The following is a 23172-nucleotide window of genomic DNA, read 5'->3' on the forward strand; positions in this document are numbered from 1 at the left end:
ATTCCTCAAGTTCTTCTTCTCGGCGCGTCACGTCCCAGCTTTCTCACTCGATCACAAACCGCAGCTTGCCAGCGTCCTTGCCCTTGCAACGCTCGTTCATGAACGACTCGAAGCGGCGGCGCAATTCGTCAGGCGTAGCCGGCGAGCCGCCGGTGAGCAGCGCCTTCTTGATGTCGTCGCCGGTGACCACGATCTTTTCGAGGCCGGACAGCGCTTCCTGAACCGCTGCGACGAACTCGGGCGTGACCGGATCCGGCAAGGCTTTCGACGCAAGGAAGCCCTTGATCAGGTCACGCTGCTTAGGCCTCAGCAGTTCGAAGTTCGCCTGGATGATCGGGTCGTCGAGGTTGTTCAGCAAGGTTCGCTGCCACCCTTCCAGGAGACGATCGAGTTCGTCGTCCAGGGCCTTGAGCACGTTGGCGGCCGGCAGCAGGTCGCCCTGTTCGTTGGCGGGGCGAAAACCGCAGTGCGGGCATACCGGGCTTGTTTCCAGCTCCCTTTCCACCAGGGATGCGCAGCTCTTGAGCTTGTCCAGTCTGTCTTCGAAGGTGGTGAGCTGGCCGGTGGGCATGAGGGAGATGCCAGCCAAGGCGCGCAGGGTCACCATGCGCAGATCCTTGCGCAGAGCGGACTTGGTCTTGTCCTCCGCCACACCAAGCCGGGCCTTACTGTGTTGCGCCACGTAGGCGGTGATGTAGTCTTTTTTGAGCGCGGCCAGCTGCTTCCGGTATTCAGCGGCCTGCTGCGCACTGCGATCCTCGGCGAGCTTGTCGAGAATGTCCTTGCGCGCAGCCTGTGCCTGCTGCACCCAGGAATGATTGCCAGGCAGCACCATTTCGGCTTGGGAGAGGTAGGCGGCAACATTGCCCAGCTCGGCAACCAGGTCACGCAGGCTCTCCACTGCGGCGAGCGCATCGAGGTTCTTCTTCTGAATCTCGATGTCGTCCTGGGTGATGCGCAGATTCTTGAGCTTGCCAACGGTGTTGTAGGGCGACAGCCCTTCCAGGAAGCCCTTGAGTGCTTCCAGCCGCTGTTGTCTGTCGCGCAGCTCTTCTTCGCGCAGCAGGGATTGACCCCAGAAGCTGAGGCGATTCCGCAGGTCGGTGCCGACGGTCAGCACGCGGTTGACCAACTTGGCGACCGCATCCAGCAGCTCCTTAACGGGCTCCTCCTTGCCCTGAGTCGCCATCTGAGCCAAGCCACTGGGCAATCCCAGCAGCTCGAATAGCGAGCGCAAGACGGCGACATTGATTTCCTTGGGCGGTTCGATGTGCTTGAACTGGATCAGATCGTCCAAGGATCGTTCGGCCAGGAGCGACAGCTTGCCGGCGTCGATCTTGTCGCCGGTGATGGCCAGCACGATGTCGCCTGAGTAGACCAGGCTCGCCAGCACTACCACCAGCAGGTCGGGCTCCAGACGGCAACGCGCGGGAGCAAAGTATTCAACATCAGTGGCGCCGCTAATGAGCTCGCTGCGGTTGAGCACCTGGCCGTGACCTTTGGCTTTCAACCGGTTCAGCACTTCTTGGGCGTACTTGGATCGCGTGGGCTCGATGCGATCGCCGTCCAGCATCTCCAACGCATCGAGGATGGCGATGGCGTCCTTGGTGCGCGTGCCGCCCGCCAGCGCCCTGAGAGCATTGGTGATGAGCTGCTTGCGGTTGGATTCGGTGACCAGCACCGAGAAGGTCGGATATTCCGGCGCCAGATCCGCGAAGTGGGTGCCGAGGGCAAGGCCGGCAGTTACGTTGACGATGTCGCGGAAGTTGGCGCGCTCATCCGGCCCCAACCGGAGCTTGTCGCGCATCGACACGCCCTTGGCCCATTCCTGCAGGGTCTTGGTTTTGCCCTGGTAGGTGACTTCGAAGGCGGTCATCTGCTTGTCCTGCAGCCACTTGCTCATGTCGCGCAGGGCATCCTTGGCCTTGTCCAGGTAGACGGCCTTCGCCGCACCGCTAGCGGTCGATGCCAGTTCCTGGGCTGCGGCGTAGAACGAGAGATGACGCTTGATCGCGTCATCCAGACCCTTCAACCGGAAGAACACCTCGTCCGGCTTGGCTTCGTCGCGAAAACGGGGTGGCTCGAACGGCTGGATGAAATAGATATAGAAGTCGCGCTCGGGCTGGGCGGTCGGCCGATCGTTGGGCGCTCCGAGGAACAGGTAGCCGTTGCGCTCCACGCGGCGTTCCTGCCATTCGACCTGGTGTTGCCAGATCTTGTAGCCGGTGACGTAGGCATGCTCATCGGTGCATTCCATGAGCTGCATGAGCGCGCTGTAGTAAGCGCGGTCCAGCGCGTCGTCCGACAGGGCTTCGGCGCGCTTCTCGATCTGGGCATCGTAGTCGACGTCCTTCTTGAGATCGAGGTAGTACTGCTCGGTGTCCGGTGCCTTGGAGATGAACTGGCCGTTGACCGTCTTGACGATCTCACGCAGGGTCGTCTGCACGGCGGTCAGCAGGTCGTCGGCGGGCTCACCACCCATATCCTCAATGCCGGGCTGGTACAGGCAAAGCGTGTCACGCAGTTCCTCGGCCGTTGGGCCCACCGGCACGTAGATGTCGCCGCCGGTCGTCAGCCGGTGGACAGACAGCCCCTTGATTACCCGCATGGCCATCGCCTTGTAAGCGGGACGCGTAAAGGCCTTTTGTACGCGCTCGGAGAGCACCTCGGCCACCTTCAATACTGGGCCGATATTCGGGTCTGATCGCAGCACCGAGTTGGAGGTGACCGTGTCCCAGAACTTGTCGTAGCCGATCAAGCCGGGGCGATCGGTCGGCACCTCCTCATCCAGGAGAGCCTGGATCTGGTCGCGCAAAGTGACCAGCGCGCCGCGCTTTTCGGTGAAGATCAGCCGCTCGAAGGTGCCGATGTAGTCCGGATGGACGGGAAACAGGCGGACATACTCATCCATCCGCTCGTTCATGTTGCTGTAGAACTTGGCGAAAGGCGTGAGGTAGGTGCGGATCTTGTGCTGCTGGTCCGCCGACTTCTTGAGCAGACGCTCCGCCACCACAAAGCTCACGTCCTGGCGGGCAAGCAGGACCTGGGTGAAGCGTTCGTTCACGCGACGCAGGCTGTCGGCGACATGCTGGAAGCGGCTGCTGTCGAAGATGGCTTCCTGCACGCCGGCCACAAAGCGGAAACGCAGATGCTTGGTGACCTCCCCGATCTCGCGCAGGAAGGACAGGTCCAGCACCAGATCATGGTCCTTGCGGGAGCGCAGGTATTCGAGGAACTCGTCAACGACGAGGAGGACCCCATGGTTGGGGTGCACCTCGTCGAAGGCAGCCATCATCTCCTCGAAGGCGGCCTTGTTGTTGACCACTTTGTCGGCCGGCGGGAATGCGTAGCTGACGCCCTGGTTCTCCAGGAAGATCTCGAGCTCCTGCGTGATGATGTCGCGCAGGGACATCTGGCTGGAGATCTCGATACGGTGCACCTTGAACTTGCCGGCGATCGAACCGGCAGCCTCCGCGACTTTGGGGTGGTGGATCATCGGGACGTAGGCAGCGTCCTCGGCAATCAGCGAGAGCACCGACATCAAGTGCGACTTACCGGTGCCGTAGTTGCCGACCACGAGCACACCCTTGTGGTCGACCGATTCGTCGAACGAGAGCTGCGGGATCATCTGCTTGGTGATCCGCTCGGCCATGTCGTCGGAAATGACGTAGGTGGCGACGAGCTTCTTTGCCTCATCGGGCCGGTTGGCGTCGAGCAGCTGAATGACCGACTCGATCGGCTCGAACTGAATGAGATCCCCGTAGCGCATGCGTTTCCTCTTTACCCCACCGTTTCAATCTCGAACGGGACCAGGCCGTCGAGGCCGTAGTCCTGATATTCCGGATGCCCTATCTCCGCATAGATCAGGCGGCCATCCCGTAACTCTCCCGGCCACACCGCCACCACACGCCGGGCATGAGCGTGGCGCTTGAGCAGATCCAGCGGATCGAGCTTGAGCGACTGATCAAACAGCAGCTCGATGTTGTCGAGCAGGAGTAGATCGCCGCTTGCATATTCATCTGCCAGCTCTCGCAGGGCGACGTTGGCCTGGAGCGCCCGTTGCCGCTGCGGCAGCGCCGCGAGGCGATTTCCCAGCGTGGCCCCGACATTCATTACCTTCGCACCACGCCGATTGGCCAGCTCGGCCATAAGAGCGGTCTTCCCGCACCCAGGGCGCCCAACAAGCAGGATCAGCTTGCTGTGCAGGGCCGCGATTTCGTCTACGAGACGGTCCAGTCGTGTGAGCATCCGGCAGCCCTTCACCCATTGCCGCCATGAGCCCCGCCAGGACCATCGTCGCCCTGGGCTTCCGCCGTCTGCTTCTTGATCCACAGGTCGATTTCCTGGCTCCGGAATCGCCACGTGCCACCGACTTTGAATGCGGGGATCTTCTTGCCCGCCGCCAAGCGATAGACCGTGCGTTTGCCTACCTTGAGGTAGGCAGCCACCTCGTCGAGCGTGAATATCTCTCCAGTGTCGTCTTTCATCGCTTCCCCGCCCGGCAACAGGACTGCGGCCGGTGATGATGGTAATCTTGGCAAGGATACGGCAAACTTTTGCATCTTTGAACAGCCAAGCGGCGGGAGGGGGCGTAAGCTCCCCCGTCAAGTAGACACGGTAAAAGTAGAGTTTCCGGCGGCTTGTTGACGGTACTCGGCCGGTGTGAGGTCGCCGAGCGAGTCATGGGGGGTCTTTCCTCGTTGTACTGGATCATCCATCGCCACGTGGCTTCGCGGACGTCGTCGAGCGTGGCGAACAGATGCTGGTCCAGGACCTCTTCGCGCAAGGTCCGGTTGAAGCGTTCGATGTAGGCGTTCTGGTTGGGCTTGCCCGGCTGGATGTACTGGATCGCCATGCCGTTGGCCTTGGCCCACTGGACGAAGGCTTCGCCAGGAACTCCGGGCCGTTGTCCGTCCGAAGTACCTGTGGCAGGCCGTGGTCCTGCTTGAGCTGCTCGAACACCCGCACCAGGCGCAGCGACGAAATTGAGGTGTCGATCTCGATGTGCAGGGCCTCACGATTGAAGTCGTCGACGACGTTGAAGGTACGGAAGCGCCGGTTGCAGGCCAACGCATCGGCCATGAAGTCGGCCGACCACACGGTGTCAGGCAGCTGCGGCACGTACAGCGGCACGCGCTCCCGCTTGGGCAGGCGGCGCTTGGCCTTGCGACGCAGATGCAGGTTCATCGCCTTGTACACGCGGTAGATCCTCTTGTGGTTCCACTCTGGCCAGCGCCGACGCAGGAACTTGCAGCACTTCCAGAAGCCCCAGCCGGGGTGGTCTTCGACCAGCTCGGCCAGGGCGGCGATCAGCTCGGCGTCGCGCACCGTCCAGTCCAGGGGCGGCCGATACCACGCCGCCCGCGACAGCCCCACGCACTCACAGGACCGGCGCAGGGGCCGCGCGTGCACCTCGACCAGGTACCGCACCGCCTCGCGCTTCTGCACCGGCCCTACAGTTTTTTTGCGATCAGATCCTTCATCGCCGCGTTGTCGAGCGCCATCTCTGCGTACATCCGCTTGAGCCTGGCGTTCTCGGCTTCCAGCTCCTTGACCCGCTTCAGGTCCGACGCCTCCATGCCGCCGTACTTCGCCTTCCACTTGTAGTACGTAGGCGCGCTGATGCCGGCTTGCCGGCAGATGTCCTTGACCGGCACACCGGCGTCGGCCTGCTTGAGGATCGAGACGATCTGGGTCTCGGTGAAACGGGACTTCTTCATGGAACCTCCTGGCTGGGGAAAACATGCCAGAAAGTTCTACTTATGGGGTGTCTGCGGATCGGGGAAGCTTACGCATCCAGCGTGAATCACATTCGTTCCCTTGGCAGGACCTGGCCTGATATCCAGCGTCGCAGGCATTTCGGCTTACGATCCGTCCCACGGATTGATGACCGCCACCCCAGCCGCCTCGAAGGGCGCGGTATCGCGTGACGCCACGATGAAGCCCCGCGATGCAGCGATGGCGGCGATGTAGCCATCCGGCGTCGGGAAGCCACGCCCTCCATTCCTGGCCGCCACGGCCAGCTCTGCGTAGCACCGCGCTGCCTCCGTGTCGAAGGACAGCACGCGATCCCTGAACAGCTCCAGCAGCGCGTTGAGCGCGCCATCCAGCAGGTCCCTGCGCCTGCCCTGCGGCAGTGCCTGGATGCCGAACAGCAGCTCAGCCAGCGTGACGCTGGTGATGTATAGAGTCTCCGCCGCCTGGTCATTCAGCCACGCCACGACCACTGCGTTGGGCGCCGGCTTCATCGCCTCGGATACGACGTTGGTATCGAGGACGATCATTCGAACCTCGGCGGCTCGGCGGGCGTCCTGTCGCGGACACTCTCAAGATCGGCAAAGTCTTCGTCGGTCAAGCCAATCTTCCGCCCGATGGCAGCCAGGGCATCGCCCATGCGCACGCGGCTTTCGGGCTTGACCGCCGCCGCCAGGATCTCGCGCACCTCGGCCTCCGTGCTGCGGCCATGCTGCGCCGCCCGCACCCGCAAGGCCCGGTGCACGTCTTCAGGCACATTTCTGATCGTCAGGACAGCCATGACGCAGTACCTCGCACTATGCCTTCAATGACAGCAAATTTATCACAACGACAGCATTGCTTCAAACCATCTCTGCCCCGGCTATCTGCCGGTCGGCTCCGGGGCCTCCCTGTCAAGCGCCCCGAACTGCGCGCCCGATGATCTGGTGCAGCTCTGTCTGCAAAGCCTGGAAGCGACGCATCAACGCCTCCACGTCCACCGGGCGTGCGCCCTGCCCTCGCTTCTCGGCGAGCCAAAGCTTCAGTAGCCCGGCAACCCGCCCCAGGTCGCCGTTGACCCGCCCCAGGTCGGCCACGGCCTTCAGGTCAAGGACAGAGGGGACCGGGTGGTTCAGCCCTGCCGCCCGCATGTAGGCCGAAAGGGACAAGCCGGCCTGCTCGGCGCGGGCGGCAATTTCTGCCCGCTCATCCGGCGTCACCCACACCTCAATCCTGCTTCCTCGTGGTCGGGTTCCTCCCCCATGCTTGGTGTCGTCTGTCATGACCGTCTGTCCTTTGTCGCGGCAGCGACGGTGCGCCTCGCAGAGCACGATGCCGTCGAGCCGCAGGCGAGTAAGGGGCAGTGTTGGGCCGATGCGCGCTTGCGCGTACCGGTACAACACATATCTTGCCGTCAAAACTCACTGCGAACTTATGCGATCTTTCGCGATCAACGCGCGAATCGACGATCAATCGCACGTCTTCGCACATCATCGCGTTTCGTCGCGTACGTTCGCGCTTCGTCGCATTGAATCGCACATATTCGCGCAACATGGCCTGCACGCGGTCGCGATGGGCACCAAAAGGAAAGGGGCCGTTCGGCAGATTCCAGCGGCCCCTCGATTCACAGACAAAACATGCATCTGCCACGCCACCCAGGGGCCGGACAGTCAACGGCGACACGGGTGTTGAGCCGCCCCTCGGGGGAGGTGCTAACAGATTACACGTGCCCTTCCCGGCCCTTGTTTCTTTTGGTGTCCTGAAGGAAGGCAAGGCCCCTGCCGCGCAGCGGCCAGGGGCCGCGCCTAGTGGATTATCTCTTGGATAATCTTGGAAAGCATCTCCAGATCGCTCATAAACCATTGTATTTATTGAATTTTTTTACATCACCGGGGTGGCGTTAAAGTGGGGATTGGGTGGCGTTAAAGTGGGGATTGGGTGGCGTTAAAGTGGGCCCCATGCAGGCTTGCCGCTCCAGCTGGGGTTCGGTAAGCTTGGGGCCTGGAGATTTCCCATTTGTCCTTGGTGTAGCTCGCCACTCTCCAGCCCAGCGCGTCCAGCTCAGCCAGGGCGCGGCGGACTGTCTGACGCCGGGTCTTGACCGTGTTGGCATTCACCGCTGCGTCGGGCCAAACGTACCCGCACAGAGTGTCGATGTCCGCACGGCCCGACTTGCCTGGGTCGATCCAGGCGCACAGGCGCTGGTGGATGAGGCGCGCAGCATCGGTTCGCAGAGCCCGCACCTCGCCCATGCTGATCCGCACGTGCTGACCGCCCATCACGGCACGGGCCAGAAGGGGGTTAAGCGCCACGTAGAGTTTTCCGTCGTGCTCGTCGCTGGCGTACTCCGAAAGAAGCCTGAAGCCTTGGCGCCGCTTCCCATCCTGCACGATGACCGAGACCTTCCAGAGACGCTCGATGCAGTCACGGATCGGCTTGGCGTTATCCACATTGGCGTAGCCGACTTCACGTGCCAGCGCCCGGTAGCTTCCCCTGACAACCATCGCATCCTGCCGGATCGCATCCCATTTGGGCTCAAGGAACAGCCGGAGCTGCCGGCCCGCCTCCGTTTGCGGCTCGGGTGAAAGCACCAGCCCAGCCGGCCCCGCCATGGCCACCAGGCCCTGCAAGATGCGCAGGTCGTCCGCTCCCAGCGGTTCGGGACCGCTGAACTCCACCCGCCTGCCGTCGCCGAAGTCATAGACGACATCCAGCTTGGCACGCTTGCGCTCGCCCTTCTGGAGACTCCGGAACAGGCCCGGTGCCAGGCAATGGATTGGGTCGTGGCGCGCGTGCGTCAGCTCAAGCTTGTGCACGATGCGCCCCCTTTCTGCGGCCGGTCAGCTCCGAAGCCGACAACGCTGCCGGCAGGAGCACGCCATGGCCGTCCCGCGAATACCAGCGGTCCGGCGGCGCGCTTCCGTAGTTCTGCTTGGAGACCCCAAAGCGGACGAAATGCCTGCGGCGCGCCTCGCCGATAGGTGGCACACCCTTGGGTTCTTCCCCAAGGCGTGCGGCCTCCTCCGAAGTCATGGGTGCAATGAACCCGCACCACCGGGCATTGTCGACAAGCGCCGACGCACCTCGCGCGGCTCCCTGGTGATCGGTAGCCCCCTCTCGTGCGCTGCCCTTGCTGACGTGGTGCAGGAACAAGACGGACGCTCCCGTTTCCAGTGCAAGGCGCTCCAGACAGGCCACCACCGCCGCCATGTCCCCGTTGCTGTTTTCGTCAAGACGATGCATGCGGCTCAACGTATCCAGCACAACGAGGCGCGCCCCCGAGCACCTCTCCACCAACTGGTGCAGCGTGTGCCTGTCCGTGACACTCATGGAGCTGCCTGCGACCGGCTCGACGGTCATCCGGCCCGCAATGGCCGAGCGCGCTGTGTCGCTCAGATGTCTGCCAATGGCATGGATGCGGCAATCAAGGATCGGGGCCGGATCCTCGCCGGCAAAGTAGACCACCTGCCCGGCGCGTGACGGCTCAAGCCCGAGCAGATCACTGCCGGGAGCATCCCCGCCTGCAACAGCCATTGCCGCCTCCAGCGCCCAGAAGCTCTTGCCCGCGCCACCGGGAGCCACCAGCGCCCCGACCGTACCGGCGAGAAAGCCGGGCCAGACGAAGTCGAGCGCAGGCGGATCGTTTTCGAACGCGGCCTGCACGTTGACCGTCATCGTCACTGCCCGCCTCCAGGACGGTCCGCCTGCTGGCAGGACGCTTTCCTCGCCTCGATCCAGGCTTCGACCTCAGCCAGATCCCACGCAACGTTGCGTCGGGTCAACGCGATGCGCCTGGGGAACTCCCCCCGCTGCTCCATGTTGAAGATGGTCCGCTCACTGAGTGGGATCATCGAGTGGAGCTTCTTCCGGTTGATCAACACTTTCTGCCTTGGCTCCATGCAGCAACCTCCAAGTCAATGCGAAGCGTTGCGTGATGGTGCCCGGCAGTGCAAAATCGATACAGTCAAAGATTTGTCGAATTGGTTGACATGCCGCACTTTCCCGTCATCCCTGTCTGGGAGAACTGTGATCCAGGCATTGGTGCTGCAGTCCGCAAGTTGCAGGAGGAGTGGCGGCCGTACTCGATGGCGTCGCGCAGCAAGCGCATCGACCGGCTCATCCAGCAGGTCATCGATCCGGCCGTAGCAGCCTATGCAGCCACGCTGCCGCCCGATCTGCTCCACTTTCTGCCCGGTGCAGGCTCAGGCCTCTCGTTCAGCGACATTTGCCGGCTGGTTGGCCTGAACGACGCTGCACGCCTTCAGCGCCAGTTGCTTCGCCAGTTCGTTTCGAGCCACGGCGTAAAGACTGACCAGGGCCGACGGTTCGTGGCCACACTGGAAACCCTTCTCGCACTCACGCGAGCGTGCGCGCGCAAGCCACCGCTTACCTCGCGTGCGAATGGAAAGCAGGTGGACAGGGATCGCATCCAGGACTTCTGCCGCTACTGCGGCTCCCCAACGGAACTGGCGGCCTACGCCAACGGCCGCCTGGAAAGTGACCCTGACGAGACGCTGCAATTCAGCAGCCTGTACTGTTCACGGCACCGTCCAAAGTTGCCGGATGGTGGGTGGAATCCTGAGCACCAAAGGGCCAGGCGTTCGGCCGCTCAGTTCGACGCGGAGCTGGAGCGTCTCACCCGCCAGGCAGGTAACTGGCGCGAACCGTGCGCCGGGTCAGGCGACTGGCTGGTCGACTGCTACCTTCACCACTACGTGCTCAAGCACCGCCTCCGGTATGGCGATACGTCCGAACTGCGCGATCACGCCAGGCGGATGACAGACGCCCGGCTGACCGACCGCAAGAAGCAAATCGTCATGCTGCTGCGGTACGGCATGAGCCAATCCGATGCCGCCAGCGTCCTTGGCATTCAGCGGCAAGCCGTCTCCAAGGCCAGCGCCAGTATCCCCAGCGTGTTCTGGCAGCTACCCAGCCTTCCCGAATACAGCACCGAGTTCCTGCTGTCAGGCGCGGCGCGAAAACCCGCAGCGCCGCGTTGAGCGCCGCCACGGTTACGGCTTTGGTGCCTTCGTCCACTGGTCGATCATGTCCGCCCAGTCCTGCAACATCTGCCGCCGCTGTTCCCGGTACTCGGCCTTGTTGTAGATGGCCCTGACGCCGCGCTGTTCGTGGGCGAGGCACTTTTCGATCCAGTCGCTGTTGTACCCGGCTTCGTGCAGCAGGGTGCTGGCCGTGCGGCGCAGGTCGTGCGGCCCGAACTTGCCCAGCGGCTTGCCGTCCTTCTGCGCCAGTTGATAGGTCAGCTTCATCACCTGGTTGAGCGTGGCGCTGCTCATGGGCGCACTGGGGTCATAGCGTGACGGCAGGACGTATTCCGAACCACCGGCAAAGGTTTTCAGTGCGACCAGCAGGTCCATCGCCTGCCGCGACAGGAACACCAGGTGCGGGTTGCGCCGCTTCATCCTTTCCTTCGGGATGGTCCACAAGGCCTCGCTGAAGTTGATCTCGCTCCACCTGGCGTTGGTCAGCTCGCTCTTGCGCACCATCGTCAGCAGGAGCAGCTTCACGGCGGCGCGGATCGACGGCGACGTGCCGACCCGCTCCAGGTACTGGTACATGAGGCCGATCTCTTCCGGCGTCAGGGCGCGGTCGCGCGGCGCGAACTTCGCGATGCTGGCCGGGCGGACCAGCTCGGCGGGATTCTCGACCTTCTGCCCACGCTCGATGGCCCACCGAAAGACCTGGTACACGATCTCGCGCGCATGGACGGCGGTGGCCGGCGCGCCCCGCTCGACGATGGCGTCGGTCAGGGCCCGCAGGTCTTCGTGGGTGATCTCGGTCAGCTTGAGGTTGCCGAACTTGACCTTCAGGTCGCGCTCATAGACCGAGCGCCGCATGTCGCGGGTGGAATCGGCCATCGGGTAGCTTCGAAGCCACTTTTCCGCCCAGGCACCAAACGTCTCGGCGTCGCGCACCCGGGCCTTCTCCCTGGCTTTTTCCCGGGCCGGAGACTTCCCCGCCGCGATCATCTTCTTGGCTTCGGCCAGGCGTTCCCGGGCCTCGGCCAACGTGATCCCGCCCGGCCCGTACCGGCCGAAGGTGATGGTCTCCTGGCGCCCGTTGAGGGCGTAGTTGTAGCGGAACGAAATGGTCCCTGAGGGGGTGACGGCCACATACAGGCCGTCCCTGTCCGCCACCTTGTACAGCTTGCCCGTCGGCTTGAGGTTCCGCAGCTTGGTATCGGTCAACATGACACACACGCTCCCTTGCAACACCATGCGTCGTGCGCCCTGCTTGAACCAAAGAGAACCCCTTACAAGTCAACAGCTTACGGGGACGCACCCATGGCACAGCCATCGTGACGCACACGCTTCACCGGCCATCAATACCATGCCTGGAAGACCCCATGTGGAACGACAAAAAATCGTTTTACAGCAACCACTTACACGATTCCAATACCATGGCCACCTGGGAACGAGGCGCATGGCATCGGCGGCAAGGCATGGCACAGGGCCGGTTTCGTGCCATCGACTATGCCATGAAAAATTCGTGCTTGGCCATACCCCAGGTTGCCAGTCCGTGCCAGGTTGAAAGCACAAAAAAGCCCGCAGTGACGCGGGCTTAGGTGTGTCTGGTGCCTGATCCTGCCGGCCGCTGCCGGACGCGGAATCACTCCCACTCGATCGTCCCCGGGGGCTTGGAGGTGATGTCGTAGACGACGCGGTTGATGCCGCGCACCTCGTTTATGATGCGAGTGGCGGTGCGGCCAAGGAAGTCCATGTCGTAGTGGTAGAAGTCCGCAGTCATGCCGTCGACGGATGTCACCGCGCGCAGCGCGCAGACATACTCGTAGGTGCGACCATCGCCCATCACGCCCACCGTCTGCACCGGCAGCAGCACCGCGAAAGCTTGCCAGATCGCGTCATAGAGGCCGGCCTTGCGGATCTCCTCGAGGTAGATCGCGTCCGCCTGGCGCAGGATGTCGAGCTTCTCGCGCGTCACCACGCCGGGGCAGCGGATGGCGAGCCCAGGACCGGGGAACGGATGCCGTCCGATGAAGTGCTCCGGCAGGCCAAGCTCGCGACCGAGCTCGCGCACCTCGTCCTTGAAGAGCTCGCGAAGCGGCTCCACGAGCTTCATGTTCATGCGCTCGGGCAGGCCGCCCACATTGTGGTGCGACTTGATCGTAACCGAAGGTCCGCCCGTGAAGGAAACGCTCTCGATCACATCCGGATAGAGCGTGCCCTGCACCAGGAAGTCGGCGCCGCCGAGCTTCTTCGCCTCCTCCTCGAACACCTCGATGAACAGGCGGCCGATCGTCTTGCGCTTGACCTCGGGATCCGTGACGCCGTCCAGCGCCTGCAGGAACCGCTCCGAAGCATCCACCAGGATGAGCGGCAGGTTGTAGTGCTCGCGGAACATGTTGACGACCGAAGCCGCCTCGTCCTTCCGCATCAGCCCGTGGTCGACCAGGATGCAGGTGAGCTGCTCGCCGACCGCCTCGTGCGTGAGCAGCGCGGCGACGGACGAATCCACCCCGCCCGAAAGCGCGCAGATCACGCGGCCGGAACCCACCTGCCTGCGGATCGCCTCCACCGCCTGCTCGCGGTAGGCGGCCATGGTCCAGTTGCCCTTGAGGCCGGCGATCTTGAGCACGAAATTAGCGATGAGCTTGGCTCCGTCCGGAGTGTGCACAACCTCGGGGTGGAACTGCACGCCGTAATACTTGCGCCTGTCGTCGGCTATCGCCGCGAAGGGAGCGCCGGCCGAAGTACCCACCACGCGGAAGCCTTCCGGCAGTGCCGTGACGCGGTCGCCATGGCTCATCCACACCTGATGCCGCGTACCCGGAGCCCAAAGCCCCTCGAACAGGGCGCAAGAGTCCTCGATATCCAGGAACGCGCGGCCGAACTCGCGATGGTCGCTGGATTCGACCTTGCCGCCAAGCTGCGCGCACAGCAGCTGCTGGCCGTAGCAGATGCCGAGGATCGGCAGGCCGGACTCGAAGAGAACCTTCGGTGCCCGGGGGCTCCCCGTTTCAACAGTCGAAGCCGGGCTGCCCGACAGGATGATGGCCTTGGGCTGGAGGCGCCGGAACGCCTCTTCAGCGGATTGGAACGGTGCGATCTCGGAATAGACGCCCGCCTCGCGGACGCGCCGCGCGATCAGCTGGGTGACCTGGCTTCCGAAGTCGACGATGAGAACGGTTTCTGGATGGTGTGAGATGCTCATGGCGAGGCTTTAATGGAGGTGGGCCGCAAGTGCAACGCCATAAGCCAGCATTGCGGCGTTTTCTGCACCGGATTGCACCGGTTCGAGCGATTTTCTCGTGCTATATGGGCTTTCCGGCATCAGTGTCCACGCCTCCCGAGCATGGCGAAGAAGAATCCGTCGGTGTCGGTTGTTGCTGGCGTGAGCGTGATGCCGTTCGCGCTGATGCGCACCGGCACGCTCGCGTGCGGGAAACGCGCACGCCACAGGGCGTCATGGTCGGCAAGCTCGAAAGCGGGGTTCCTCCGCAGGAACGCCTCCACCTGCCTGCCATTCTCCTCCTCGAAGATCGAACAGGTGATGTAGGCGATCACGCCGCCGGGCTTCACGAGCGGCGAGACGGCGTCGAGGATGGCCGACTGGTCGGCCACGCGCGTCTCGAGCCGCTGTGCAGAAAGCCGCCATTTGGCATCCGGCCGGCGGCGCCAGGTTCCCGATCCCGTGCAGGGCGCATCGACCAGGACCAGGTCGAACTGGCCCTCCATCCCGACGAGCCGCTCCTGGCTGAAGACGATCTGCACGTTGCGGCAACCCGCGCGCCGGATGCGCTCGTGGATCGGCATAAGCCTCTGCGGGTCCGCGTCAAAGGCGAAGATCTGTCCGCGGTTCTGCATGCGCGCCGAACAGGCGAGCGTCTTGCCGCCCGCGCCCGCGCAGTAGTCGAGCACCTGCATGCCGGGCTCCGCGCCGGCGAGTTCCGCGACAATCTGCGATCCCTCGTCCTGCACCTCGAACCAGCCCCGTTGGAAGGCCTCGGTCCCCTGCAGGCTTGGGTGTCGTCCGTAACCTTCGATCGGCGGGATGCGCACGCCTTGCGGCGCGATGCGCGTAGGCTCGGCGCCATGCCGCGCCAGCGCCTTCACCACCCTGTCCCGTGTTCCCTTCAGCGTGTTGGCGCGCAGGTCGAGCGGCGGCCGGTCACAGAGTGCCGCGCATTCCTCCACCCATGCCTCGCCGAAGACCTGTTTCAGCAGCGGCAAGCACCATTCCGGAACGTTGGCGCGCACGGTGTCGGGCATGGGGCTGTCCTTGCGGCCGGCCAGCGCTTCCCGCTCACGCTCGCTAAGCTGTGCGGGCGCGAACGGATCCCCCGCCAGCGCCTCTTCCAGCGCGGCCACATTCAGTCCGTTCTCGAGCAGGAAGGATCCCAGTATGAGCGCCCGGGGCGAATCGTCGTCCAGCAGCCAGGCCGCGGCGTGCCGCCGTCTCAGCGCATCGTAGACGAGATTTCCAACGGCCGCGCGATCACCCGAACCGGCAAAGCGATGTGACAGACCCCAGTCCCGCATGGCGTCTGCGGCCGGTCGATGGCGTGTCTCGATGTCGTCTAGAACTTCAATGGCGGCTCCAAGCCTGCCCCCGAGGCGCATGGCGTATCCTTTCCGGTTGACCCGATCCGGTGTCTAGCTAAGCGCTGAAGCGAGTTTAGGCAACCCGTCCGGACGTGCGACAACCCTCATCCGAAAGAAAAACGGAGACGCCGCCTCAAATGGAAAAGGGGTGCGGATACCCGCACCCCTCCGCCCCCTGGCCCCCAGGGGAAAATATCAGGCCGGATCACTCGGCAGCGGCGGACGTGGCAGTTGCCTCGTACCCGTGCATTTCCTTGAGCGCGCGACGGACACCCGCCTCGTACTCCGGATGAACCAGCTTGAAGTGGCCGAGCTGGCGCTCGATGATGAAGCCCGGAACGCCCTTCATCGCCGCGGCGATGTTCTTGAACAGACGCTCCCGCTGACCATCGTCGAACAGCAGGAACAGCGCGCGCGGCTGCGAGTAGTCGTCGTTGCCGATGCGGTGGTTGTAGCGGTCGGCATCGCCGGAGATGCGCAGCGGCGGTTCCTTCGCGACCGGATTCTCGACCGGACCGTTGAAGGAATTGGGCTCGTAGAACGCGTCCGGGTTGCCGGTCCTGATACCGCCGTAAACGTTCATCTGGCCATCCCGATGGTAGTGATGGACAGGGCAGCGCGGCTGGTTGACCGGAATGGACTCGTAATGCGTGCCGAGGCGGTAGCGGTGTGCATCCGCGTAGGAGAAGATGCGGGCCTGCAGCATCTTGTCCGGGGAGAAGCCGATGCCCGGCACGATGTTCGACGGCGAGAAGGCTGCCTGCTCGATCTCCGCGAAGTAGTTGTCCGGGTTTCGGTTGAGCTCGATCTCGCCGATCGTGATCGGCGGGTAGTCGGCGTGCGGCCAAACCTTAGTCAGGTCGAACGGATTGTACGGGGTCTTCTCCGCATCGAGCTCCGGCATGATCTGAACCTGGACGGTCCATTTCGGATACTCGCCGCGCTCGATCGCGTGGAACAGGGCCTCCTGGTAACTCTCACGCGACTTGCCGATGACCTGCTCGGCCTCTTCGTTCGTATAGAACTTGTGGCCCTGCTGCGTCTTGAAGTGGAACTTCACCCAGTAGCGCTCGCCCGCATCGTTCCAGAACGAATAGGTGTGAGAGCCGTAGCCGTTCATGAACATCGGCGCGACCGGGATGCCGCGGTCGGAGAACAGGATCGTCACCTGGTGCAGGCTCTCCGGCGACAGCGACCAGAAATCCCACATCGCGGTGGCCGAGCGCAGGTTGGTGCGCGGATGGCGCTTCTGCGTGTGGATGAAGTCCGGGAACTTCAGCGGATCGCGCACGAAGAAGACCGGCGTATTGTTGCCGACCAGGTCCCAGTTGCCCTCGGGCGTGTAGAACTTGATGGCGAAGCCGCGCACGTCACGCTCGGCATCGGCCGCTCCCAGCTCGCCGGCCACCGTCGAGAAGCGGATGAGCAGCGGCGTCTCGGCGCCGGGCTGCAGAACCTTCGCCTTGGTGTACTTGGAAATGTCGCCGGTGATCTTGAGCGTACCGTAGGCGCCCCAGCCCTTGGCATGCACCACGCGCTCCGGAATACGCTCGCGGTTCTGGTGGGCGAGCTTTTCGATGAGCTGATAGTCCTGCAGCAGGACCGGGCCGCGCTCACCCGCGGTCAGACTGTTCTGGTTGTCCGGAATCGGAGCACCAGCCGTCGTTGTCATCGTTGGCTTGTCGACCATGCTGTAACCTCACCACTTGGAACGCGCGGCGCGCGTTGCTGAACCATCGGAAATTTGGAACAGTTCTAACTAACCACCGCAGATCCATAATTGCCAATTGAAAATCCTGTGTTCCTTGATAAGGTTTTCTTATTATGCGCGTATCACTGAGACAGCTGGCCTATTTCGAACATCTGGCGGAAGTGCTCCATTTCGGGCGGGCAGCCCAGCTCGCAGGCGTGACCCAGCCCGCACTGTCGGCCCAGATCGCTGAATTGGAGGGCCAGCTCGGCGTGCGGCTGTTCGAGCGCGGCCGCGGCGCGATCAGGCTCACGGCGGAAGCGATCGAGTTGCGCCCCCGCATCCAGCGCATCCTCGCGGAAGTGGAAGATCTGGAGCATGCGGCAAGGCGCGGACGCGACATCCTGCAGGGCCGCTTCGGCCTTGGCGTCATTCCGACCGTCGCCCCCTACCTCCTGCCGCACCTTCTGCCCCGTCTGAAGGAATCCCATCCGGGGCTGCAGCTGGAATTGCGTGAGGCCATCACCGACACGCTTCTGGAGGAGCTGCGCAACGGCCATCTCGATGCGATCATTGCAGCCGAGCCCCTGGAGCGATCGGATGTGGACCAGCTCGCCCTGTTCCGCGATCCTTTTCTGCTCGCTGTTTCCCGTGAGGAAGTGGCCCGGATTGCCCCGCCGGTCGCCCATGAGTCCATGAGCCTCGAGCGCCTGATGTTGCTGGAGGAAGGTCATTGCATGCGCGCGCAGGCGCTGGCGATCTGCAGCAAGGTCCAACCCGTCGCGATGCAGAGCTTCGGCGCCACAAGTCTCGCCACACTGCTGCAGATGGTCTCCCACGGCCTGGGGGTTACGCTCATTCCGGAAATCGCGCGCAACTCGGCAGAACAGCTGCCCGGCATCAGCATCCTGCCCTTCGCCCAGCCGGTACCCTACCGGGACATTTGCCTGGCCTGGCGCAAGACCAATCCCCGCCACAAGGACTTCGAAGCACTTGCAGAAAGCGTGCGGAAAGCGCACCGGACGCTGGTTGCCAGCCTGTCTTCCGCCTTGCCCTGACGCGCAACGTTCGGGCGGACGCCTCACCCCATGAGGCGCTGCTGCGCCCTCACCTCAGGGTGTAGGCCGTAATAAGGGCCGCCTGCTCCGCCTCGCCGATCCCCAGTCCATCGGCAAAATAGGCTGGCACGGACCCATACTCCCGGGAGAGTTCCGAAAATGCGCTGTCGAGATACTCGGGATAAACGAGAAGCAGGTTCTCCATGATCTCGGGATCGCCTCCGGCCGTGGCGAAAGCTTCGACCATGGGCTTGTAGGCCGCAATCAACTGGTTGTTGCTGAGGAGATAATCCTCCAGGATCTCCTCCCTGCTCACTCCCAGCAGCGACAGGAACACCTCAGCCGCCCAGCCGGTCCTGTCCTTGCCGGCCACGCAGTGGAACAGCCGGGGAGTTTCCGGCTGCGCCAGCAGGGATCGGAAGAATGCACCGTAGGCGGCGAGCGCGCTCGGGAGGCTGACCAAGTTCCTGTAGACACCCAGGTATAGGTCCCGGATCCTGTCTGTCGACAGCTCGTGACTGGCCCTGCGCGGATCCTCGAACACGGGCTGCAGGGATGCGGCCAGCGACCCCATATCGTCGCTCAGGACGTTCAGCCAGATATTCTTCGCTCCGTTTATCGGAGTGTCCGGAAAGCGACTCCTCTCCTGGGCGGTCCGGAAGTCGTAAACGGCATGGATGCCCAGATCTTCCAGCTCCTTTGCGGCCTCCTCGGGCAGTCCGGTAAGCTGGGCTGAACGGAAGAGCCGTCCCGGAACGACCAGTGCGCCGTCGGACGTGATCCTGCCCCCGAGGTCGCGGAAATTGGAAATCTGCCCTGTCCACATGGACTTTGTCCGTGCTGTTGATCCCCCCCCCCCCCCCGCAAACCTCTTGCGAAGAACAGTCTACGGGTTAGCCGTCACGGGCAATGCCGGTCAACGCAACCTGCCTCACGAAATGGCGAGGCCCCGGTACCGGGGCCTCGCAAACTCGTGCATCCCGTTCGGCAGGGCGGCTCAGCGCGCGCCCGGATAGTTCGGGCTCTCGCGGGTGATGATGACGTCATGGGCGTGGCTTTCGCGCAGGCCCGCGCCGGAGATGCGCACGAACCGCGCCTTTTCCTGGAAGGTCTTGATGTCCGGCGCGCCAACGTAGCCCATGGCCGCCTTGAGGCCGCCTGCCAGCTGATGCAGCACGCCCGCGACCGGCCCCTTGTACGGCACCTGGCCCTCGACGCCCTCCGGCACCAGCTTCAGCGTATCGCGCACTTCGGCCTGGAAGTAGCGGTCGGCGGAGCCGCGCGCCATCGCCCCGACCGAGCCCATGCCGCGATAGGCCTTGTAGGAACGGCCCTGATACAGGAACACCTCGCCCGGCGTCTCGTCCGTGCCGGCGAGCAGCGAGCCGACCATGGCGGCGTCGGCCCCGGCTGCGATCGCCTTGGCGAGATCGCCCGAGTACTTGATGCCGCCGTCGGCGATGACGGAAATGCCATGCTTGCGGGCGACTTCCACTGCGCCGAGGATGGCCGCGAGCTGCGGCACGCCCACGCCCGCCACGATGCGCGTGGTGCAGATCGAGCCCGGCCCGATGCCGACCTTGACCGCATCCGCGCCCGCATCGATCAGCGCCTGCGTGCCCTCGGGCGTCGCCACGTTGCCGGCGACGATCTTCACGCTGCCGGCGATCTTCTTGGCGCGCGCCACCGCGTCTAGCACTCGCTGCGAATGTCCATGTGCCGTGTCGATCACCAGCACGTCTACCCCGGCGTCGATCAGACGCTCGGCGCGCTCGAAACCATCGTCGCCGACGCTGGTCGCGGCGGCGACGCGCAGGCGACCCTGCTCGTCCTTCGCTGCGAACGGGTTGAGCTGCGACTTCTCGATGTCCTTGACGGTGATCAGGCCCACGCAGTTGCCGGCGTCATCGACCACCAGCAGCTTCTCTATCCGGTGCTGGTGCAGCAGGCGCTTGGCTTCCTCCTGGCTGACGTTTTCCTTCACCGTCACCAGGTTCTCGTGGGTCATCAGCTCGCGGATCGGCTGGTTCGGGTTGGAGGCGAAGCGCACGTCGCGGTTGGTGAGGATGCCTACCAGCTTGCCGGTGGTATGGCCGCCCTTGCCGCCGTTCTCGACCACCGGAATGCCCGAAATGCGGTACTCGGCCATCAGCGCCATCGCGTCGGCCAGGGTCGCGTCCGGGCCTATCGTCAGCGGGTTGACCACCATGCCCGACTCGAACTTCTTGACCTGGCGGACTTCCTCGGCCTGCTCCGCCGGCGTGAGATTGCGGTGGATGACACCCATGCCGCCCGCCTGCGCCATGGCGATCGCCAGCTTCGACTCGGTGACCGTGTCCATGGCTGCCGACAGGATGGGAAGGTTGAGCTCGATGCCGGCAATGGTCGTAGCGATACTGACCTGCCCCGGCATGACTTCCGAGTGGCCCGGCTGTAGCAGCACGTCATCGAAGGTGAGTGCCTCAAATCCTGTCGCAGTCTCTATGATTTTCGCCATTGCCTGTCCTCGGAATAGAAAAAGCCGGCCACCTTGCTGTTGCAGGGGCCTGCTGCGGTTGACTTCCCTTTCAGGATTGGCGCCGGTTCGTACCACTTTCCATGCCGCTTGGAAACCCTTGCGACACAGGAAAATGTGTGTCTGGCGTTGAAATGTCACAGGATTTGGGGGCGGCAGCCCTGCTGCCGTCACGCCTCAGGCCCCTCGCCTGCCGCCTCCTCCCCGCCGGGCGCCGCCTTCCTGCCCTTGAAGTTCCGCGCCAGGATGTAGAGCTCCACGGACTCGGCCCGCGAGGCGGGAGGCTTCACGTGGTGCACCGAGGCGAAATGCTGCTTGAGCATGGTGAGCACCTCTCCCTCGGCTCCGCCCTGGAAGGTCTTGGCGAGGAAGTGACCTCCCGGCTTCAGCACCGAGACCGCGAAATCCGCTGCCGTCTCGCACAGGTGCATGGTGCGCAGGTGGTCGGTCCGCCGGTGCCCGGTCGTGGGCGCGGCCATGTCCGACAGCACCACGTCGGGAGCGCCTCCCAGCGCCTCGATCAGCCGGTCCGGCGCGTCGTCGTCCAGGAAATTCGCCTGCAGGATCGTCGCCCCCGGGATCGGATCGACCGGCAGGTAATCGATGCCCACCACGCTTGGCGCCTCAGGCTTGGACTTCACGATGTTCACCGCTACCTGGCACCAGCCGCCAGGGGCGGCACCCAGGTCCACCACCTTCATGCCCGGCTGCAGGATCTTGTACTTGTCGTTGATCTCGATGAGCTTGTAGGCCGCGCGCGAGCGCATGCCCTCGGCATTCGCCCGGTGCACGTAGGGATCGTTCAGGTGCCGTTCGAGCCAGCGCCGGGACGAGCTCTTGATCTTGCCCTTTTTCTTGACGCGGGTCTTGAGCTGCCTGATCCCCGCTCCTGCCTTCGCATCCTTCATGCTATTCTCGCTGCTGCATGGAACCTCTTGCGGCGCCACACGCCGTCGCGCGCCATCATCTCGCTGAGCATGCCCTCGCGCAGCCCCCTGTCGGCGACCCTGAGCCGCTCCGACGGCCACTGCCGGCGGATCGCCTCGAGGATCGCGCATCCCGCCAGCACCAGGTCGGCCCGCTCCTCGCCGATGCAGGGATTGGCTTTGCGCTGGTCGAAGTTCCAGCTGAGAATGCGCCGGATCATGCTGTCGACGTGCTGCCGGTCGAGCCAGAGCCCGTCCACCCGCCGCCGGTCATAGCGCCTGAGCCCGAGATGCACGCCGGCGAGCGTCGTCACCGTTCCCGACGTTCCGAGCAGATGGAACCGCTCGCTGGAAGCCACATGCTTGAGCCGGTCAGCGCCCTCGAAATTGCGCAACAGCTCGCTTACCGCCTCTACCATCGCCTCGAAGCTTTCCGGCGAGACGTCCCTTCCGCCGAACCGTTCGGCGATGGAAACCACACCGACCGGCAGCGACGTCCAGGCGACGATATTGTCCGACAGCCGCCCGCTGCGCCTCTTGGTGAGGTCCACCAGAGCGATCTCCGACGAGCCCCCGCCGATATCGAACAGCACCAGGCCGTCCGTATCGCGCCCGACCAGCGAGCTGCATCCGGCGACCGCCAGCCGCGCCTCGGTCTCGCGGTCGATGATGGTAAGCCTGAGGCCGGTCTCCTTTCGAACGCGCTCGAGAAACTGCGCGCCGTTGGAGGCCGCCCGGCACGCCTCCGTGGCGATGAGCTGCATGCCGGAGAACCGCTTGCCCTCGAGCTTCTGCGCGCAGATGGCAAGCGCCGCCAGCGCACGCTCCATGGCCGCCTCTCCCAGCTTTCCGCTGGAGGAAAGCCCCTCGCCCAGCCGCACGATTCGCGAAAACGCATCCACCACGCGGAACCGGCCTGGCCGCGTGGGCGCCGCGATCAGAAGCCGGCAGTTGTTGGTTCCGAGGTCGAGGGCGGCATAGAGGCGTTCGTCCGGCCGGTTGAGAGAATACCGGACCAGGTTCTGCCGATCGCCTCTTGCCTTGCCGGATGGAGTTTCACCCCCGGCCGCCGCTGGCGGCGCTCCGGTCCTGGGCTTCAGTTGGTCCGCCGGTGCCGCCTTCTGGACACACGACTCACCACCCCGCATAAAGACGCGTTTGCGGCTGCGCTTTCTCCGGCGCTTTCGCGTGCGTTTTACCGGCTCCGCACCCGAATCGGGGAGAGCCGCTTTTGGCCGGACTGCCATCTGCGTCCGTCCACCCCTGGCGGGGGAGTTGTCGCGAGCCTTACTCGCGACCGGCGGTGTGTCACGTTGCTCGTGGTCCACCGCTGATCCTTTCACGCCGGGCAACCGCCTCGCGGCGGGCGGCGTCTTATCTCACGTTGAATTCAGATTAGCAGTCTCTGAGGAAATGACCAAGAGGCCCGAACGCATTTGCTCCTGCACCGGGCCACAAAGTTAACCGCGTTGAAGAACGAAGTTAACCACGGAGGGCTGGGAAGCTGATCATGTGATGCGTTGCCTCTTCTAATGGCCCGCGGCCGTCGGCGCGCCAGCCCGCTTGCGCGGACTGCCCACGCCCGGTCGGTTTCTTTCAATCCCTACCATCATCTTTCTTTCAAACCCGACCACCGCGCCCATCGCGCGCCCGCGCGGCTTCCCAT

At 64.0% G+C, this 23172-nt stretch carries 19 protein-coding genes and 1 pseudogene; 2 read left to right on the top strand and 18 right to left on the bottom strand.

Annotation, left to right across the window (positions count from 1 at the left end; translation table 11 throughout):
- Positions 1–43: 43 nt before the first annotated feature.
- The 10 genes and pseudogenes from ABD906_RS03845 to ABD906_RS03890 form a co-directional block, all read right to left on the bottom strand.
- On the bottom strand, positions 44–3769 hold the full coding sequence (locus tag ABD906_RS03845) for a DUF6079 family protein (protein WP_345098315.1): 3726 nt from the start codon (positions 3767–3769) through the stop codon (positions 44–46).
- Between the two features lie 11 nt (positions 3770–3780).
- The gene (gene brxF, locus ABD906_RS03850; RefSeq protein WP_345098316.1) at positions 3781–4248 is read right to left on the bottom strand and encodes a BREX-3 system P-loop-containing protein BrxF; all 468 of its coding nucleotides are present in this window, start codon (positions 4246–4248) and stop codon (positions 3781–3783) included.
- An 11-nt stretch (positions 4249–4259) separates the two neighbouring features.
- Positions 4260–4487 carry a methylation-associated defense system helix-turn-helix domain-containing protein MAD1 gene (gene mads1 / locus ABD906_RS03855; RefSeq protein WP_345098317.1) on the bottom strand — a complete coding sequence of 76 codons (228 nt, stop codon included), beginning with the start codon at positions 4485–4487 and terminating at the stop codon, positions 4260–4262.
- A gap of 117 nt (positions 4488–4604) precedes the next feature.
- Positions 4605–5720, bottom strand: a pseudogene (locus tag ABD906_RS03860) (IS3 family transposase).
- A gap of 144 nt (positions 5721–5864) precedes the next feature.
- Positions 5865–6284 carry a type II toxin-antitoxin system VapC family toxin gene (locus tag ABD906_RS03865; protein WP_072756440.1) on the bottom strand — a complete coding sequence of 140 codons (420 nt, stop codon included), beginning with the start codon at positions 6282–6284 and terminating at the stop codon, positions 5865–5867.
- On the bottom strand, positions 6281–6535 hold the full coding sequence (locus ABD906_RS03870) for a FitA-like ribbon-helix-helix domain-containing protein (protein ID WP_162123419.1): 255 nt from the start codon (positions 6533–6535) through the stop codon (positions 6281–6283). The genes ABD906_RS03865 and ABD906_RS03870 overlap by 4 nt, the downstream gene beginning before the upstream one ends.
- Before the next feature lie 112 nt (positions 6536–6647).
- On the bottom strand, positions 6648–7016 hold the full coding sequence (locus ABD906_RS03875) for a plasmid mobilization protein (RefSeq protein ID WP_345098318.1): 369 nt from the start codon (positions 7014–7016) through the stop codon (positions 6648–6650).
- A 639-nt stretch (positions 7017–7655) separates the two neighbouring features.
- Positions 7656–8549, bottom strand: coding sequence for a replication protein C, IncQ-type (gene repC, locus ABD906_RS03880; RefSeq protein WP_345098319.1), 894 nt, complete (start codon positions 8547–8549; stop codon positions 7656–7658).
- Positions 8536–9408, bottom strand: coding sequence for a helicase RepA family protein (locus ABD906_RS03885; protein ID WP_059939467.1), 873 nt, complete (start codon positions 9406–9408; stop codon positions 8536–8538). Before ABD906_RS03885 ends, repC begins: the two co-directional genes overlap by 14 nt.
- Positions 9409–9410: 2 nt before the next feature.
- On the bottom strand, positions 9411–9632 hold the full coding sequence (locus ABD906_RS03890) for a helix-turn-helix transcriptional regulator (protein ID WP_059939464.1): 222 nt from the start codon (positions 9630–9632) through the stop codon (positions 9411–9413).
- Between the two features lie 90 nt (positions 9633–9722).
- Between ABD906_RS03890 and ABD906_RS03895 the strand changes: the two genes are divergently transcribed.
- The gene (locus ABD906_RS03895) at positions 9723–10733 is read left to right on the top strand and encodes a LuxR family transcriptional regulator (RefSeq protein ID WP_345098337.1); all 1011 of its coding nucleotides are present in this window, start codon (positions 9723–9725) and stop codon (positions 10731–10733) included.
- A gap of 12 nt (positions 10734–10745) precedes the next feature.
- Here ABD906_RS03895 and ABD906_RS03900 read toward each other — a convergent pair whose 3' ends face one another.
- The 4 genes from ABD906_RS03900 to katA all read right to left on the bottom strand — a co-directional run bounded on the left by ABD906_RS03900 (position 10746) and on the right by katA (position 17007).
- Positions 10746–11945 carry a tyrosine-type recombinase/integrase gene (locus tag ABD906_RS03900; RefSeq protein ID WP_345098320.1) on the bottom strand — a complete coding sequence of 400 codons (1200 nt, stop codon included), beginning with the start codon at positions 11943–11945 and terminating at the stop codon, positions 10746–10748.
- Between the two features lie 418 nt (positions 11946–12363).
- Positions 12364–13926 carry a glutamine-hydrolyzing GMP synthase gene (gene guaA, locus ABD906_RS03905; protein ID WP_345098322.1) on the bottom strand — a complete coding sequence of 521 codons (1563 nt, stop codon included), beginning with the start codon at positions 13924–13926 and terminating at the stop codon, positions 12364–12366.
- A 119-nt stretch (positions 13927–14045) separates the two neighbouring features.
- Positions 14046–15335: an RsmB/NOP family class I SAM-dependent RNA methyltransferase gene (locus ABD906_RS03910; protein WP_345098323.1), complete on the bottom strand. Its 1290-nt coding sequence runs from the start codon at positions 15333–15335 to the stop codon at positions 14046–14048.
- 187 nt (positions 15336–15522) lie between these two features.
- Positions 15523–17007 (bottom strand): catalase KatA, encoded by a 1485-nt coding sequence (gene katA, locus ABD906_RS03915; protein WP_345098324.1) that lies wholly within the window; start codon positions 17005–17007, stop codon positions 15523–15525.
- A gap of 131 nt (positions 17008–17138) precedes the next feature.
- Here katA and ABD906_RS03920 point away from each other — a divergent pair, with 131 nt between their 5' ends.
- Positions 17139–18065 carry a hydrogen peroxide-inducible genes activator gene (locus ABD906_RS03920; protein WP_345098338.1) on the top strand — a complete coding sequence of 309 codons (927 nt, stop codon included), beginning with the start codon at positions 17139–17141 and terminating at the stop codon, positions 18063–18065.
- Between the two features lie 49 nt (positions 18066–18114).
- Here the strand turns inward: ABD906_RS03920 and ABD906_RS03925 are convergent, their stop codons facing one another.
- From ABD906_RS03925 to ABD906_RS03940, 4 genes are all read right to left on the bottom strand, one after another.
- Complete coding sequence (locus tag ABD906_RS03925) at positions 18115–18891, bottom strand: tyrosine-protein phosphatase (RefSeq protein ID WP_345098325.1); 777 nt, start codon at positions 18889–18891, stop codon at positions 18115–18117.
- Positions 18892–19062: 171 nt separating this feature from the next.
- A complete protein-coding gene (guaB, locus tag ABD906_RS03930; protein WP_345098326.1) occupies positions 19063–20562 on the bottom strand; it encodes an IMP dehydrogenase in 1500 nt (499 codons plus the stop codon).
- Between the two features lie 188 nt (positions 20563–20750).
- Positions 20751–21488 carry an RlmE family RNA methyltransferase gene (locus ABD906_RS03935; RefSeq protein ID WP_345098328.1) on the bottom strand — a complete coding sequence of 246 codons (738 nt, stop codon included), beginning with the start codon at positions 21486–21488 and terminating at the stop codon, positions 20751–20753.
- Positions 21485–22753, bottom strand: coding sequence for a Ppx/GppA phosphatase family protein (locus ABD906_RS03940; protein WP_345098329.1), 1269 nt, complete (start codon positions 22751–22753; stop codon positions 21485–21487). Before ABD906_RS03940 ends, ABD906_RS03935 begins: the two co-directional genes overlap by 4 nt.
- Positions 22754–23172 lie beyond the last annotated feature (419 nt).

The organism is Chelativorans composti, from assembly GCF_039541695.1.
Lineage (GTDB): Bacteria > Pseudomonadota > Alphaproteobacteria > Rhizobiales > Rhizobiaceae > Chelativorans > Chelativorans composti.

Bases quoted from the DNA above. Each gene is read 5' to 3' on its own strand.
- ABD906_RS03875 (WP_345098318.1), bottom strand. From the start codon at position 7,016: ATGACAGACGACACCAAGCATGGGGGAGGAACCCGACCACGAGGAAGC.
- ABD906_RS03935 (WP_345098328.1), bottom strand. From the start codon at position 21,488: ATGAAGGATGCGAAGGCAGGAGCGGGGATCAGGCAGCTCAAGACCCGC.
- ABD906_RS03940 (WP_345098329.1), bottom strand. From the start codon at position 22,753: ATGGCAGTCCGGCCAAAAGCGGCTCTCCCCGATTCGGGTGCGGAGCCG.
- ABD906_RS03865 (WP_072756440.1), bottom strand. From the start codon at position 6,284: ATGATCGTCCTCGATACCAACGTCGTATCCGAGGCGATGAAGCCGGCG.
- katA (WP_345098324.1), bottom strand. From the start codon at position 17,007: ATGGTCGACAAGCCAACGATGACAACGACGGCTGGTGCTCCGATTCCG.
- ABD906_RS03845 (WP_345098315.1), bottom strand. From the start codon at position 3,769: ATGCGCTACGGGGATCTCATTCAGTTCGAGCCGATCGAGTCGGTCATT.
- brxF (WP_345098316.1), bottom strand. From the start codon at position 4,248: ATGCTCACACGACTGGACCGTCTCGTAGACGAAATCGCGGCCCTGCAC.
- guaA (WP_345098322.1), bottom strand. From the start codon at position 13,926: ATGAGCATCTCACACCATCCAGAAACCGTTCTCATCGTCGACTTCGGA.
- ABD906_RS03890 (WP_059939464.1), bottom strand. From the start codon at position 9,632: ATGGAGCCAAGGCAGAAAGTGTTGATCAACCGGAAGAAGCTCCACTCG.
- guaB (WP_345098326.1), bottom strand. From the start codon at position 20,562: ATGGCGAAAATCATAGAGACTGCGACAGGATTTGAGGCACTCACCTTC.
- ABD906_RS03925 (WP_345098325.1), bottom strand. From the start codon at position 18,891: ATGTGGACAGGGCAGATTTCCAATTTCCGCGACCTCGGGGGCAGGATC.
- ABD906_RS03910 (WP_345098323.1), bottom strand. From the start codon at position 15,335: ATGCGCCTCGGGGGCAGGCTTGGAGCCGCCATTGAAGTTCTAGACGAC.
- ABD906_RS03885 (WP_059939467.1), bottom strand. From the start codon at position 9,408: ATGACGGTCAACGTGCAGGCCGCGTTCGAAAACGATCCGCCTGCGCTC.
- ABD906_RS03870 (WP_162123419.1), bottom strand. From the start codon at position 6,535: ATGGCTGTCCTGACGATCAGAAATGTGCCTGAAGACGTGCACCGGGCC.
- ABD906_RS03900 (WP_345098320.1), bottom strand. From the start codon at position 11,945: ATGTTGACCGATACCAAGCTGCGGAACCTCAAGCCGACGGGCAAGCTG.
- ABD906_RS03895 (WP_345098337.1), top strand. From the start codon at position 9,723: ATGCCGCACTTTCCCGTCATCCCTGTCTGGGAGAACTGTGATCCAGGC.
- mads1 (WP_345098317.1), bottom strand. From the start codon at position 4,487: ATGAAAGACGACACTGGAGAGATATTCACGCTCGACGAGGTGGCTGCC.